The sequence below is a fragment of the Wenyingzhuangia sp. 2_MG-2023 genome, from assembly GCF_030548295.1.
Classification (GTDB): domain Bacteria; phylum Bacteroidota; class Bacteroidia; order Flavobacteriales; family Flavobacteriaceae; genus Wenyingzhuangia.
Genome location: NZ_JAUOSB010000004.1, coordinates 196,282 through 211,458, shown reverse-complemented (window position 1 = coordinate 211,458; position 15,177 = coordinate 196,282). Strand labels below are relative to the sequence as shown.

The 15,177-nt window shown below is 34.5% G+C and carries 13 protein-coding genes; 8 read left to right on the top strand and 5 right to left on the bottom strand.

Annotation, left to right across the window (positions count from 1 at the left end; translation table 11 throughout):
• Together ileS and Q4548_RS07520 are read right to left on the bottom strand one after the other, a co-directional pair.
• A complete protein-coding gene (gene ileS, locus Q4548_RS07525) occupies positions 1-3,405 on the bottom strand; it encodes an isoleucine--tRNA ligase (protein WP_303453245.1) in 3,405 nt (1,134 codons plus the stop codon).
• 155 nt (positions 3,406-3,560) lie between these two features.
• A complete protein-coding gene (locus Q4548_RS07520; RefSeq protein ID WP_303453243.1) occupies positions 3,561-4,307 on the bottom strand; it encodes a TerB family tellurite resistance protein in 747 nt (248 codons plus the stop codon).
• A 246-nt stretch (positions 4,308-4,553) separates the two neighbouring features.
• On the opposite strand from Q4548_RS07520, the gene Q4548_RS07515 reads away from it, so the two are divergent.
• Positions 4,554-4,967: a BrxA/BrxB family bacilliredoxin gene (locus Q4548_RS07515; protein WP_303453241.1), complete on the top strand. Its 414-nt coding sequence runs from the start codon at positions 4,554-4,556 to the stop codon at positions 4,965-4,967.
• 70 nt (positions 4,968-5,037) lie between these two features.
• A complete protein-coding gene (locus tag Q4548_RS07510; RefSeq protein ID WP_303453240.1) occupies positions 5,038-6,486 on the top strand; it encodes a hypothetical protein in 1,449 nt (482 codons plus the stop codon).
• 8 nt (positions 6,487-6,494) lie between these two features.
• Here Q4548_RS07510 and Q4548_RS07505 read toward each other — a convergent pair whose 3' ends face one another.
• The 3 genes from Q4548_RS07505 to Q4548_RS07495 are packed head-to-tail and all read right to left on the bottom strand — an operon-like array spanning position 6,495 to position 8,576.
• On the bottom strand, positions 6,495-7,184 hold the full coding sequence (locus Q4548_RS07505; protein WP_303453238.1) for an RluA family pseudouridine synthase: 690 nt from the start codon (positions 7,182-7,184) through the stop codon (positions 6,495-6,497).
• Between the two features lie 10 nt (positions 7,185-7,194).
• Entirely contained in the window at positions 7,195-7,809 is a 615-nt protein-coding gene (gene yihA, locus Q4548_RS07500; RefSeq protein WP_303453236.1) for a ribosome biogenesis GTP-binding protein YihA/YsxC, read from the bottom strand.
• Positions 7,809-8,576, bottom strand: a complete 768-nt coding sequence (locus Q4548_RS07495) for an alpha/beta fold hydrolase (RefSeq protein WP_303453233.1) — start codon at positions 8,574-8,576, stop codon at positions 7,809-7,811. The genes yihA and Q4548_RS07495 overlap by 1 nt, the downstream gene beginning before the upstream one ends.
• A gap of 220 nt (positions 8,577-8,796) precedes the next feature.
• Between Q4548_RS07495 and mraZ the strand changes: the two genes are divergently transcribed.
• From mraZ to mraY, 6 genes are read left to right on the top strand one after another with little or no spacing between them, the layout of a single operon-like run.
• Positions 8,797-9,270, top strand: a complete 474-nt coding sequence (gene mraZ, locus Q4548_RS07490) for a division/cell wall cluster transcriptional repressor MraZ (RefSeq protein WP_303453231.1) — start codon at positions 8,797-8,799, stop codon at positions 9,268-9,270.
• A complete protein-coding gene (gene rsmH, locus Q4548_RS07485) occupies positions 9,257-10,156 on the top strand; it encodes a 16S rRNA (cytosine(1402)-N(4))-methyltransferase RsmH (protein WP_303453229.1) in 900 nt (299 codons plus the stop codon). Before mraZ ends, rsmH begins: the two co-directional genes overlap by 14 nt.
• Before the next feature lie 4 nt (positions 10,157-10,160).
• A complete protein-coding gene (locus Q4548_RS07480) occupies positions 10,161-10,487 on the top strand; it encodes an FtsL-like putative cell division protein (protein WP_303453226.1) in 327 nt (108 codons plus the stop codon).
• An 8-nt stretch (positions 10,488-10,495) separates the two neighbouring features.
• A complete protein-coding gene (locus tag Q4548_RS07475) occupies positions 10,496-12,490 on the top strand; it encodes a penicillin-binding transpeptidase domain-containing protein (RefSeq protein ID WP_303453223.1) in 1,995 nt (664 codons plus the stop codon).
• A gap of 4 nt (positions 12,491-12,494) precedes the next feature.
• Positions 12,495-13,958 carry a UDP-N-acetylmuramoyl-L-alanyl-D-glutamate--2,6-diaminopimelate ligase gene (locus Q4548_RS07470; protein WP_303453221.1) on the top strand — a complete coding sequence of 488 codons (1,464 nt, stop codon included), beginning with the start codon at positions 12,495-12,497 and terminating at the stop codon, positions 13,956-13,958.
• Positions 13,958-15,172: a phospho-N-acetylmuramoyl-pentapeptide-transferase gene (mraY, locus tag Q4548_RS07465; protein WP_303453219.1), complete on the top strand. Its 1,215-nt coding sequence runs from the start codon at positions 13,958-13,960 to the stop codon at positions 15,170-15,172. Before Q4548_RS07470 ends, mraY begins: the two co-directional genes overlap by 1 nt.
• Positions 15,173-15,177: the final 5 nt, after the last annotated feature.

The window sequence follows — 15,177 nt, the reverse complement described above, 5'->3', positions numbered from 1 at the left end:
TTAAATTTTATCTATCAATATTTTACTCTGAATGTCATCAAATTCTATTTCTAAACCGTTTTTCAATTCAGAAACAAATTCTAATTCTTGGGTTAAGGTTTCACTTTTAATATATTCTTGGTTGGCATCAATTGCTTGTTTTAAAATTTGGTTAGAAACAATTGATAGTTTGATCTTATCTGTTACTTCTAAACCTGAATCTTTACGTAGGTTTTGAATTCTATTGATCAATTCTCTTGCAATTCCCTCTTCTCTTAATTCATCAGAAATTGTAACGTCTAATGCAACTGTCAAACCTCCTTGATTCACAACCAGCCAACCTTCAATGTCTTGTGAACTAATCTCAACGTCATTAAGCGTTAAATCTACTAAATTTTCTTCAATTTCAATAGAAATTTTACCTTCTCGCTCTAATTTTGCAATCTCTTCTTGTCCAAATTTTTGAATCTCAGCACCTACGAATCTCATGTTTTTTCCAAAACGTGGTCCCAGTACTTTAAAATTAGGTTTGATGTTTTTGACCAGTACACCAGACGCATCGTCTAGCAACTGAATTTCTTTAACATTTACCTCAGATAAAATCAAATCTTGAACCGCCTGAATATCTTCTCTTTGTTGATTGTCCAACACAGGAATCATGATTTTTTGTAGCGGCTGACGTACTTTGATCATTTCCTTTTTACGCAAAGACAATACCATAGATGATATTTGTTGTGCTTTTTGCATTTTGCGTTCTAAGTCACTGTCAATAGTAGTTTTGTCTGCTTTTGGAAACTCGGCCAAATGTACAGATTCAAAGTTTTCTGTATGAGTGGCTTGGGTTAAATCTTTGTAAAGACTGTCCATGAAAAATGGTGCTACAGGAGCTCCTAATTTTGCTACAGTTAACATACAAGTATATAGAGTTTGGTATGCTGATATTTTATCAGTTCCATAATCTCCTTTCCAGAATCTTCGTCTACTCAAACGTACAAACCAGTTGGATAAGTTTTCGGTAACAAAATGTTGAATTTCACGAGTTGCTTTGGTAGCTTCGTATTCATTGTAAAACTTTTCAGTTTTTAGGATCAATGTATTCAGTTCTGACAAAATCCAACGGTCAATTTCAGGTCTGTCTTCAAATTTAATGTCTGACTCTGTATAGTTAAATCCATCAATATTGGCATACAAAGTAAAGAAAGAATACGTGTTGTACAAGGTTCCAAAAAACTTACGTCTCACTTCGTCTATTCCTTCTAAATCAAACTTAAGGTTGTCCCAAGGGTTTGCATTAGAAATCATGTACCAACGAGTCGCATCGGGTCCATATTGATCCATGGTTTCAAATGGGTTGATTCCGTTTCCTAAACGTTTAGACATTTTTTTACCGTGCTTGTCTAAAACCAATCCGTTAGAAACTACATTTTTATAAGCAACATTGTCAAAAACCATGGTGCTAATGGCGTGTAAAGTATAAAACCATCCACGAGTTTGATCTACTCCTTCTGCAATAAAATCAGCGGGATAAAATTCTCTGTTGTCAATTAATTCTTTGTTTTCAAAAGGATAATGCTGTTGCGCATAGGGCATAGCACCAGAATCAAACCAAACATCAATAAGATCTGCTTCACGTTTCATAGGTTGTCCTTTTGGAGAAATTAATGTGATGGCATCCACTACATTTTTATGTAAGTCGATGTTGTCATAGTTTTCTTCAGACATGTTTCCAACCTCAAAAGCATCAAAACTAGCAGGGTTTTCAATTCCAGCAGCTCTTGCTTTTTCAATTTCAACTTTTAATTCTGCTACAGAACTAATTAATATTTCTTCCGTACCATCTTCGGTTCTCCAAATAGGTAATGGAATTCCCCAGTAACGAGAACGAGATAAGTTCCAGTCATTTGCATTTTTCAACCAGTTTCCAAAACGACCTGTTCCTGTAGATTCAGGTTTCCAGTTAATGGTTTCATTTAATTCATGCATACGGTCTTTTACTTCCGTAACTTTTATAAACCAAGAGTCTAACGGGTAATATAAAATAGGCTTGTCAGTTCTCCAACAATGTGGATAACTGTGCTTGTATTTTTCTACGTTAAAGGCTTTGTTTTCTTCTTTTAACTGAATGGCAATTTCTACATCTACAGATTTCTCTGGAGCTTCACCATCGTTATAATATTCGTTTTTTACATATTTTCCTGCATGAGGACCAACATGTTTGGTGAATTTTCCTTGTAAATCTACTAAAGGAACTTGGTTTTCGTTATCATCCAACACCAACATTGGTGGCACTTCTGGACTTGCATTTTTAGCAACAAAAGCATCATCTGCACCAAAAGTAGGAGCAGTGTGCACAATACCTGTACCATCTTCTGTAGTTACAAAATCACCAGTAATGACTCTAAATGCATTTTCTGCATTTTCAAAAGGCAATGCCCATGGTAATAATTGTTCGTATTTAATTCCGACTAAATCTTTACCAATAAAGGTTTCTCCAACTAAGAAAGGAATCTTTTTATCAGTTTTGGTATAAGCTTGTAATTCTTCTTCTGTAGCTACAGCTGTAAACTTTTTTCCAAATTGTTTTCCAACTAAGTTTTTAGCTAAAATAACGTTGATAGGTTCAAACGTATATTGGTTGTATGATTTTACCAATACATATTCAATTTTTGGTCCCACAGTTAATGCGGTGTTACTTGGTAAGGTCCATGGAGTAGTAGTCCATGCCAATAAATGTACTTCTGCTAAGTTTTGTAAGCTTGCAGGCAGTGTTTCTTTTACGGCTTTAAATTGTGCTACAATAGTGGTGTCTGTAACATCTTGGTAAGCTCCAGGTTGGTTGATTTCATGAGAGCTCAATCCTGTTCCTGCTTTTGGAGAATAAGGTTGGATGGTGTACCCTTTGTAAATCAAATCTTTTTTATAAATCTGACCCAACAACCACCAAACTGTTTCCATGTATTTTGGTTTGTAGGTAATGTATGGATCTTCCATATCTACCCAATAACCAATACGTTTCGTTAAATCGTTCCAGATATCTGTGTACTTCATCACAGCTTTTTTACAAGCAATGTTGTACTCTTCAATTGTAATTTTTGTACCAATATCTTCTTTGGTAATTCCCAATTCTTTTTCAACTCCCAATTCTACAGGCAAACCGTGAGTATCCCATCCTGCTTTACGCTGAACTTTAAAACCTTTCATAGTTTTAAAACGTGGGTATACATCTTTAATAGTTCTCCCTAAAACGTGGTGAATTCCAGGCAATCCGTTTGCAGAAGGTGGTCCTTCAAAAAACACATAAGGTTCTTTACCTTCTCTAGCATCAATACTTTTTTGAAAGATGTTGTTTTCTTGCCAAAACTTAAGTGTTTCTGCTGCTATGTTTGTTAAACTTAATCCTTTATGTTCTTTGAAATTTGCACTCATTCTATTGGTATTCAATTTGGACAGCGAAATTACGGTTTTAATTGATGAATCACAACAGGTATTTGTGCTTGTGTTTTAAGTTTTTAGGGAATAAAAAAAAGGGAATTACTTATGTATCAGCAATTCCCTTTTGAGTTTTAATCTTTTATGTAGGTTTAAATCCCTCTTTCCTTTTTAACAGTCTCGTAAGCTTCTTGAATTTTTTGGAATTTTTCTTGAGCTCCTTTCATATGTTCTTCTCCTAGATGAGCTAATTTGTCTGGGTGATGTTCTTTAACCAGTCTTCGGTAGGCTTTTTTGATGGTGTCGTTATCATCAGATTTTGATATCTCCAGAATTTGATATGCAGATTCGCTATTTTCATAAAACATAGCTTTGATGGATTCAAAACTAGCTGGACTAATGTATAAATAAGTAGCAATAGCTTTGATGGTTTCTACTTCAATATCAGCTACATGTCCATCCGCTTTGGCAATAGAAAACAGAAAGTGGACTAGTTGAGCTCTAGACTCAGCAGTCATGTGATTTCTAATCTGTGTACAAACTTCTTGTGTGGATAAAGAGGTGTCGTTGATGATTCCTTTGAATAGTTTAAAAGCGTTGTTGGCTCTGTCTTTTCCGTACATCTGAACAAAATAATTACGAACATAGTCCAATTCTTTTTGTAATATTTTTCCATCAGCTTTAATAACCACTGCGGATAAGAACAGTAAGCTAATTTCAAAATCTCCAGCTTGTGTGGTTTTATCCGTGTAACTGTTTGTGTTATTTTCTTGAAACTCAGAATAATCAGAGGCAGCTCCTTTTAGTACGGATCCTATCAAATATCCTAGGGCAGCTCCTATGGGTCCGCCTGCTACAAATCCTATTCCCGCTCCAAGCCAATTGGCAAATTTTTTCATGTATTGTATGTTTTTAGGTTGTTTTAAAAAGAAATAACCATTTTGTTACGTGTTTAAGGTTAAACAAGAATCTTGCCTTAATCAAAATCGGTAGTATTGTCAGTTTTGATATGGAAATGAGCATGGTTTGTGCGTGTTTTCGATAAAATGTCAGAGTGTAAGGTTTTGGAATATTTATTGTCTAAATTTGCAAAGCGATTCAAAAAAGTTGAATCTTTTATTTATAGAATTTTAAAGTATATACATATGTATCCACAAGAATTAACAGCTCCAATGGAAGCTCAATTAGTACAAGCAGGAGTAGAGGCATTAAAATCTCCAGCAGATGTTGAATCATTTATTGCAAAAGAAGGAACTGCTTTGGTAGTAGTAAATTCAGTTTGTGGTTGTGCTGCAGGAACTGCAAGACCAGGAGTAATAGCTTCTTTACAAAATGCAAAACTACCTACTAGTTTAGGAACTGTGTTTGCAGGAGTAGATGGACCAGCAGTGCAAAAGGCACGTGAATTTATGATTCCTTTTCCTCCATCATCACCAGCGGTAGCGTTGTTTAAAGATGGACAATTGGTGCATATGTTAGAACGTCATCATATTGAGGGGCATTCAGCAGAAGCAATTGCAGCAAACTTGTCTGGAGCATACGATGAGTACTGTGCTTAAGTGATAAGAAAAATAATATGTAGAAAAAGCCTGACTGAGTCAGGCTTTTTTATTTTTGTAGAAAAAAGAAATGAAAAGAATATTAAATTTTATTGTATTGCTAGGCTGTTGTGTTTTGGGGCATTCTCAAAATTTCAAATTAGAGGAGGGGTTTGAGATAAACAAAATATCTAATTGCGAAATTAATAGTGATTTTTTTACTGTTATAGGAACAGAAAACTCTAGAATTGATAAATATGAGTATAGAGTATATTCTTTAAAAGATACAGTTACAGAGTATTTAACTAAGTTTGATTCTGAGGTTTTCCAGGATTTAGAATTGTATCATAAAACACAAAATCACTTGGTGTTGATTTTTTCTGCAAAGAAAAAAACCAATAGATTTAAGAATAAACCTTCTTATAGCGCAACAGAAAAAGATTATAGTCTTGTCTCAATTAACTTAAATGACAAGAGGATGCAGGTGGAAAAATTAGATGTAGAAAAACCTGATAAAAAATTTTCAGGAGATGATTTTTCGTGTTTTATGTATTTAGAAAATAACGAGATAAAAACAATTACCATTAAAGATGTTAATCTCAAAAAAGAGTCTAAAATTTCATTACCTAAAGAGATTTATAAAAAGCATAAAGGTTTAGAAATAAGCTCTTTAAAAGTAGTGTCTAATAAGACTTATTTAGAAAGTATTGGAATTCCAGAGAACAGAATTTTTTATGATTCAAATAATATTTATTTAAATTATTTATTCCCTAAGAAGAGAGTGTCTTTAATTTTAAAACTACAAAGAGTTGAAGATAATTTTGTTTGGCTTGGTTATCATGAATTAGAGTTTGGTTTTGCTAAAAAGACTAAAGATTACAATGCGTTTATAGCAAGAGATTACTATTATTTTCTTGTAGAAAATAAAAAGCAAGTAATGTTTAGGATCTTGGATTTAGAAAAAAGTGTATCACGAGAATATATGTTGAACGATTTGGCAGATTTAGGTAAAATCAATTCAGATGTTTTTAATAAGGTAGTAAGAGGTGTTAATTTTCTAAGTAATGTGCCTTCATTAGTAGTGCATAAAGAAAAAAATAATGATAATGCAATTGTAAGTATTTCTTATATTTCTAAGGAAACTAATTATAATGACGGTTTTATGTTTCATCAACAGATGTTCCAGCAGCAAATGATGCGACAACAACAAATGATGATGCAGAATATTAGGGTGCCTTCTGTTGGTGGTTTTAAAATGGTATCTATACCAAGGTTAGGTGATGAGGTAAGAAAAGAAGATAAAACGTTAAAGTTTATTGTTCAGCCGAATCAAGGGATTGTAGATTATAATGATGAGAAAACAGCATTAGAAAATTATGATCCTGAGAAAGATTATAAATATGTATCGAAAATATTAAAACAAAAAATAAAAGGGAAACTAGAGTATTTTTCGTTTGTAAGATTAAAAGAAAACGAAAAGTTTTATCATGTCTTTTATGATAAGAAAAATGATAAGATTGTTTTCGGAACGAATTATTAGGTTAAGATTTAATTCTCGCAATTCTTCCAAACAGCATCATCAGGAACCGGAGCTATTAAAGTTATCGGTTCTTTTTTTACAGGATGGATGAAAGTTATTTTACGAGCATGTAAATGAATACTACCGTCTTTATTGCTTCTTTTAGCTCCATATTTTAAATCCCCTTTTATGGTGCAGTCCATAGTAGAAAGCTGTACTCTAATTTGGTGATGTCTTCCTGTTTCTAGTTCAATTTCTAATAATTGAAAATTATCTAATTTCTTAACGAGCTTATAATGCAGAATAGCTTCTTTTGCTCCTTGAGTGTTTGCTTTGCAAACGCTAGATTTATTGTTTTTAGGATTCTTAACTAAAAAATGAGTTAAGGTTTGTTGGTTAGGAATGTCAATTTTATTGACAACAGCCCAATAGGTTTTGTGAATTTTCTTGTCTCTTAAGGCTTTGTTTAATCGTTCTAATGCTTTAGAAGTTTTAGCGAAAATCACAATTCCAGAAGTAGGTCTGTCTAACCTGTGTACTACACCTAAATAAACATTCCCAGGTTTGTTTTCGTTGTCTTTAATATATTCTTTCACAACATCGCTTAAAGGCTTGTCACCTGTTTTATCACCTTGCGTAATATCGCCAGAACGTTTATTGATCACAATCAGGTGATTGTCTTCAAATAAAATCTGCAAGTTGTTTTTGGTAGAATGCATGGCAAATTTTTTACAAATTCCCCGTATTAAAGTCTTTGTTAATGCTGTCTATGAAATTTAGAATATCTTCTTTACCGTTTTTGCTGGTAGATGAAGAGGTAAAATACATAGGGAAATCTGCCCAATTTCCTTTTAACATAGTCTCTTTGTATTTAGTGATGTTTTGGAGAATTGCATTGGGTTTTAACTTATCCGTTTTGGTGAAAATAATCACAAAAGGAATTTCGTTTTCAGCTAAAAACTCCATAAAATCAACGTCTACCTTTTGAGGTGTATGACGAGAGTCTATCAACACAAAAGTACAAACCAATTCTTTGCGTTGTTTAAAGTAATCGGTAATAAAACTTTGGAATTCTTTTTTGGTAGTTCTAGAAACGCGTGCATAACCATAACCAGGTAAATCTACCAAAAACCAATTTTTATTGATTTTAAAATGATTGATTAACTGAGTTTTTCCAGGTGTGCTTGATGTTTTTGCAAGTTTATTTCTACCTGTTAGCATATTAATCAAAGACGATTTTCCAACATTGGAACGTCCGATAAATGCGTATTCAGGTAGTTTTTCTGTAGGGCATTTGCTTACTTCAGAATTACTAATAATAAACTCGGCAGATTTTATCTGCATTACTTTATGTTGTTTTTCACAAACCAAGCATCTACTATTTCGTTGAATAAGTCTGGGTGTTCCATCATAGGAGCGTGTCCACACCTGTCAATCCAAAATAAATCAGAATTTGGCATTAATTTATTGAATTCTTCAGCAACATCAGGAGGTGTTACATCGTCTTGTTTTCCCCAGATCAAACAGGTTTGAACAGTCATATCAGGCAAATCATTGGCCATGTTATGACGAATAGCGCTTTTAGCTAAAGCCAAAATTCTAATAGCACAATTTCTATCATTAACAACAGCAAAAAGATCGTCAATCATTTTCTTAGAGGCTGTTTTAGGATCGTAAAAAACAGCTTCTGTTTTTGCTTTGATATATTCGTAGTCTCCTCTTTTTGGATAGGTGTCCCCCATTGCTTTTTCATACAACCCTGAACTTCCTGTAAGAACTAAATTCTCTACCAATTCTGGAAATGATTTAGTAAGGTACAAACAAACATGTCCTCCTAAAGAGTTTCCTATAAAGGTTGCTTTAGGTATTTGTTTAAATTCCATGAATGTTTTTACAAACTTGGCTAAATTTTTAACATTCGTTTTAAGAATGGGTAATGAGTAAATTGGTAGTTCTGGAACCAGAACATGATATCCTTTTTTTGAAAAATAGTTAACTACTCCAGCAAAATCATCAAGAGTTCCCATCAGACCGTGTAAAAGAATAACGGTTTTTCCTTCTCCAGCTTCTATATATTTAAACTCTCCTTCCGTTTTAACGTTGTATTCCATGCTTATACTCTAGGCTTAGGTTTGGCACAAATGTAAACTTTTTTTAGTAAAAAACCACGTATTATGTAATATAGGCAGATTGATAAAATATAGAATCCTAATGGGTTGATAGCTAAAAATATAGCTCAGTGCTTTGTTTGTGTCAAAACTTATCAACAATGTGGTAGAAAGTGGTAGAAAGTGGTAAAATATTTTATATTTTTGGAAAGTTAAATAGACAATGGAATCATTAATAGGAACATACGAATGCAAAACGGACTCAAAAGGTCGAGTTATGATGGCTGCTGGCTTAAAAAAGCAGCTGGAAAGTGTTGTGCATGAGGGTTTTGTGTTGAAGCGTTCTGTTTTTCAACCTTGTTTGGAATTGTATCCAATGCAAGAGTGGAAGAAGGTAATGGGGCAGGTAAGTAAACTGAATCGTTTTGTGAAAAAGAACAATGATTTCATCCGATTGTTTACTGCGGGAGTAAAAAATGTTGAATTGGATGCTTCTGGACGCTTGTTGTTGCCTAAGGATTTGTTAGTGTATTCAAAAATTGGAAAAGAGGTGGTGTTTTCATCTGCAGTGTCGATTATAGAGATTTGGGACAAACAGTTGTATGAAGATGCAATTGAAGGTGCTATGGATGATTTTGCAGAATTGGCAGAACAAGTAATGGGAGGATTAAATACAGAAGAAAATGAGTTATCATAAACCAGTGTTGTTGAAAGAGAGTGTAGATGCCTTGGCTATAAAACCAGATGGTGTTTATGTGGATGTAACTTTTGGTGGCGGTGGTCATTCTAGAGAAATATTGTCTCGTTTAGGTTCAGAAGGTAAATTGTTTGCTTTTGATCAAGATCCGGATGCGTATGAGAATGCAATAGATGACGAACGTTTTACATTGATACCTCAGAATTTTAAATACATACAACGTTTTTTAAGATTCTACGGAGCTAGAAAAGTAGATGGTGTGTTGGGTGATTTTGGTGTTTCTTCTCATCAGTTTGATCAGGCAGAAAGAGGTTTCTCTACCCGTTTTGATGCGAATTTGGATATGAGGATGGATCAGAAAGCAGAGGTAAGTGCAGCTCATATTGTAAATTATTTTTCGCAAGAAGATATTGCAAATATTTTGTTTCAATATGGGGAATTGAGAAATGGACGTGCAATGGCCAAAGTGATTGTAGCTGTACGAGAAGAACAGAAAATAGAAACAAGTTTCCAATTGAAAGAAGTGTTGGCTCAATTTTTACCAAAAGCAAAAGAACATAAGATATTGGCTCAGATTTTTCAAGCGTTAAGAATTGAAGTAAACCAAGAGTTGGAAGTGTTGAAAGAGTTTTTAACTCAGATTCCAGATATTTTAACAGAAGACGGAAGGTTGAGTGTGATTTCTTACCACTCTTTAGAGGATAGGTTGGTGAAGAGGTTTATTCAGAAAGGAATGTTTGAAGGGGAGCCAGAGAAAGATTTTTATGGGAATTTTAGTGTTCCAATGGTAAAAGTTGGTGGATTGATTTTGCCGAGTAATGAAGAAATTAAAGAGAATAATAGAGCAAGGAGCGCTAAGTTGAGAATAGCAAAATTGAAAAATTAAGGCAATGGTTGGAGTTGGTGAGTTTTTTTCAGGGATGTTAAAAGGTGATTTTTTAATCAAAGGGAATTCTTTTCGGAATTGGAAAGTCATTTTTATTGTTTTGGGAATGTCTATAGTAATGATTACCTGTTCTCATCAGACGGATGAAAAAGTAATGAGAATTGCATCGCTTCAGAAAAAAATAAGGTCGCTTAAAGCTGAATATGTAGATAGTGCAACCAAGGTAACTCGCTTAAAAATGGAGTCGAGTATCAAAGATAAAGTAATAAGTCAAGGATTGGTTTCTTCAAAAGAACCACCAGTAAAAATAGTTGTCAAAACATCAAAATAAATAAAACAGTGAGTACCACGGAAAAAAGCATTATGGACAAGTTAGGCTGGTTAGTGTTAGTGCTAGCTGTGTCTTTTGTTGTTTTGGCAATACGTGTGGGGTTTATTCAATCTGTAGAAGGTCCTTATTATAAAAAAATTTCTCAACAACGTACCATTAAAACGGATACTGTTTTTGCCAATAGAGGAAATATCTATGCAACTGGTGGAGATTTGTTAGCGACTACAATGTCTAAATACACAGTTCGTTTAGATATGGTTACCATTGAAAATGATGTTTTTGAAAAGAATATCAATGCCTTGAGTGATTCCTTATCTGGTTTGTTTGGGAAATCTTCTTCTCATTATAGAAATTATTTGCGTACAGCCAAAAGACGTAAAAATAGATACTTGTTGTTAGCTAGAGATTTGGGGTATATAGATTATGCCAAGCTAAAAACGTTTCCGATTTTAAAATTAGGTCAATATAGAGGAGGTTTAATTACAGAGCAAAGAAATGTTAGGGCTAGACCTTTGGGAGAAATGGGGGTTAGAACTGTTGGGTATTCAGATTATAGAGGTAATGTTGGTGTAGAGGGAGCTTATATTAATTATTTAAGAGAGCAACACGGTTGGAGAAAAAAACAAAAAATAGCCAAGGGGCAATGGAAGCCTATCAATGATCAAAACGAACAGGAGCCACAAGATGGGAGTGATGTTATTACAACAATTGATGTAAATATTCAAGATGTAGCCCATTATGCTTTATTGGAGCAGTTGGAGAACTTTGAAGCAGATCATGGATGTGTAGTGGTAATGGAAACCCAAACAGGAGAGATTAGGGCAATTGTGAATTTAGGAAAATCAGAGTATGGAGGTTATTATGAAAAAAGAAACTACGCGCTTTATGAGGCACAAGAGCCAGGGTCTACTTTTAAGTTAGCAAGTTTATTGGTTGGTTTAGAAGATAAAAAAATAGATACGGGAAATGTTATAGATACTGAGAAGGGGGTGATAAAGGTATACGGAAGAAGTATCATTGATTCTCACAGAGGTGGATATGGTAAAATTTCGTTGGCTAGAGCTATAGAGGTTTCTTCCAATGTTGGAATTGCTAAGATGGTGATGAATTCTTACGGAGACAATCCGCAACAGTTCGTAGATGGAGTTCATGAATTGGGTTTTGGAGCTAGAATAGGAGTTCCTATCAAAGGAGAAGGAAAGCCTTATATTCCGGATCCTAAATATGTGAAAAAAGGAGATCCAAATAGTTGGAGTGGTTTGTCTTTGCCTTGGATGGCTTGGGGATATGGAATCAAAGTGACGGCTTTGCAATTGTTGACTTTCTACAATGCTATTGGAAATGATGGAGTGATGGTGAAGCCTAGATTTATCAAAGAGTTGAGGAATCAAGGAGAAGTAGAGAAAGTGTTTGAGACAGAGGTGATAAAGGAGAGAATTGCATCAAAAGACAATGTGAGAAAACTCCAGACAATCTTAGAAAATGTAGTAAAAAGAGGAACTGGAGAGGCGTTGTATTCTCCAAGATTTTCTATGGCAGGTAAAACAGGAACTTGTCAAACAGAGTATTGGACAGGGAACACACAATATGTATCCTCTTTTGCAGGTTTTTTTCCGGCTAAAAATCCAAAGTATTCTTGTATTGTGGTTGTAAATAAACCAAACAAAAGAAAAGGATACTATGGGGCTACAGTAGCAGCACCAGTTTTTAAAGCGATAGCTCAGAAAATATATGCAAGTGATTTGCAAGAAAAAAATGTAATTCTAACAGAAGATACAACGTTAACAACGTTAGAAAAAAAATACGATCGTTATCAGAAAAATAATACAAGCGAAGAGTCAAAAATGCCGAATGTGAAAGGGATGCCATTGATGGATGCTGTTTCGGTGTTAGAGAATAAAGGATTGCGAGTAGCAGTGTTAGGAGATGATGCAGAGGTAAGAAAACAGTCAATTCACGTAGGAGTGTCAATTAAAAAAGGACAACAAGTAGTGTTAAACTAAGGGTATGGAGTTAAAAGAAATTTTAGAAAAAGTAACAGTATTGGAGGCAATCAACTTTAAGGAAAAGGTTGAGGTGTCTGCAATTGCTTTTGATTCTAGAAAAGTGACAGAAGATACTTTGTTCATTGCTCAAAGAGGAGTGCATGTTGACGGGCATGATTACATTGCTAAGGCAATTGCTTTGGGTGCAAACGTGATTGTTTGTGAAATACTTCCAAAAGAAATACTTGCTTCAGTTGTATACATAGTTGTAGAAAATGCTGACAAAACATTGGCGTTGGTAGCGGCTAATTTTTATGGACATCCTTCGGGAAAATTAAAATTGGTTGGAGTTACAGGGACCAATGGAAAAACAACGGTGGCTAGTTTACTGTATCAGTTGTTTCAATTGTTGGGTTACAAAACAGGCTTGTTGTCTACAGTAAAAATTAAGGTAGGTGCTAAAGAGTATCCAGCCACACACACCACACCAGATTCTTTAACGATCAATAAGTATTTGGCAGAAATGGTTGCCAATGGAGTGACTTATTGTTTTATGGAGGTTAGTTCTCATGGAATTCACCAATCTAGAACTTATGCATTGGATTTTGACGGAGGAGTTTTTACAAATTTAACCCATGACCATTTGGATTATCATAAGACTTTTAGTGAATACAGAGATGTGAAAAAAGTGTTTTTTGATGAGTTGGGTAAACAGGCTTTTGCATTGACCAATTTAGATGATAAAAACGGAAGTTTTATGTTGCAGAATTCCAAAGCAAGTAAAAAAAGCTATGCTCAAAAAACGTTGGCAGATTATAGAGTAAAGATTGTTGAGAAGAGCTTTTTAGGGATGTTGTTGGTAGTTAATAACCAAGAGGTTTGGGTGCAATTAGTAGGTGGTTTTAATGCTTCTAATTTGGCTGCTATTTATGGAGTAGCTAGTGAATTAGGTGTGGAAGAAGAGGAGTTGCTTATCGCCTTAAGTCAGTTGAAAAGTGTGGACGGTAGATTTCAATACCAAGTTTCGAGCGCGGGAATTGTAAGTGTGGTAGATTACGCACACACGCCAGATGCTTTAAAAAACATATTGAGCACAATCAGAGATATTGTGCAATTAGAAACAAACATCATTACTGTTGTTGGCTGTGGAGGAGATAGAGATAAAACCAAAAGACCAAAGATGGCTGCTATTGCTATGGAATTTAGCGATCAAGTGATTTTAACTTCGGACAATCCAAGAACAGAAGACCCTATGTGTATTCTAGAAGATATGGAAGCTGGAGTGGCAGAAGAAGATGTTTCTAGAGTGTTGAGCATTTTGGATAGAAAACAGGCAATAAAAACAGCTTGTAAATTGGCGAAAAAAGGAGATGTGGTTTTGGTGGCAGGAAAAGGTCATGAAACCTATCAAGAAATAAATGGTGAGAGAACTCACTTTGACGATAAAGAGATACTTATAGAAACCTTTCAAATACTAAAAAAATAATGTTGTATTATCTATTTGATTACTTAGAGAATGAATTTCAACTAACTGGGGCAAGTTTGTTTCAGTTCATCACATTTCGTTCTGCTTTGGCATTTATGACTTCTCTATTGCTGTCGACCATTTATGGTAAAAGATTGATTGATTTTTTACGTAAAAAACAAATTGGTGAAACGGTTAGAGATTTAGGTTTGGATGGACAAGTTCAAAAATCTGGAACTCCAACTATGGGAGGAATCATCATCATTTTAGCAACGTTGATTCCTGTGCTTTTGTTTTCAAAATTAGAAAATATTTACATTGTTATTTTGTTGGTTACAACACTTTGGATGGGAGCTATTGGTTTTATAGATGATTACATTAAAGTGTTCAAAAAGGACAAAGAGGGGCTAAAAGGGTGGTTCAAAGTTTTAGGCCAAGTAGGTTTAGGATTGTTTGTAGGTGTTATGCTTTATTTTCATCCGTCAGTAACATTAAAAGAAGAGCTGCCTTTTTCTAAAAAGATAGCAAATACGCATTTGTTTGGAGAAGCGCATAAATCAGTAAAAACAACCATTCCTTTCCTAAAGAACAATGAGTTTGATTATGCTTCTGTCTTATCGTGGGTTGGAGACAATGCTGCAGATTATGCATGGATTATTTTTATACCAGTGGTTATTTTTATTGTAACAGGAGTTTCTAATGGAGCAAATTTAACAGACGGAATTGATGGATTGGCTGCAGGGTCGTCTACCATTATAGTTGCGGTGTTGGGAGTCTTCTGTTGGGTGTCAGGAAACATTGTTTTTTCAGATTATCTAAATGTCATGTACATTCCTAATTCTGGAGAAATGACCGTTTATATAAGTGCTTTTGCAGGTGCGTTGATTGGTTTTTTATGGTACAATACCTACCCAGCTCAAGTATTTATGGGAGATACGGGTAGTTTGACAATTGGAGGGATTATAGCTGTGATTGCAATTGCGGTTCGTAAGGAGTTGTTGATTCCTGTCTTAGCAGGAATCTTTTTTGCAGAAAATATGTCGGTTATTTTGCAAGTAGGTTGGTTTAAGTACACAAGAAAGAAATACGGTGAAGGAAGGCGAATTTTTAAAATGGCTCCCTTGCATCATCATTATCAAAAGAAAGGATACCATGAAAGTAAGATTGTAGCAAGATTTTTAATTGTGGGGATTTTATTGGCAGTATTGTCCGTGGTTACTTTAAAAATGAGATAAAAGAA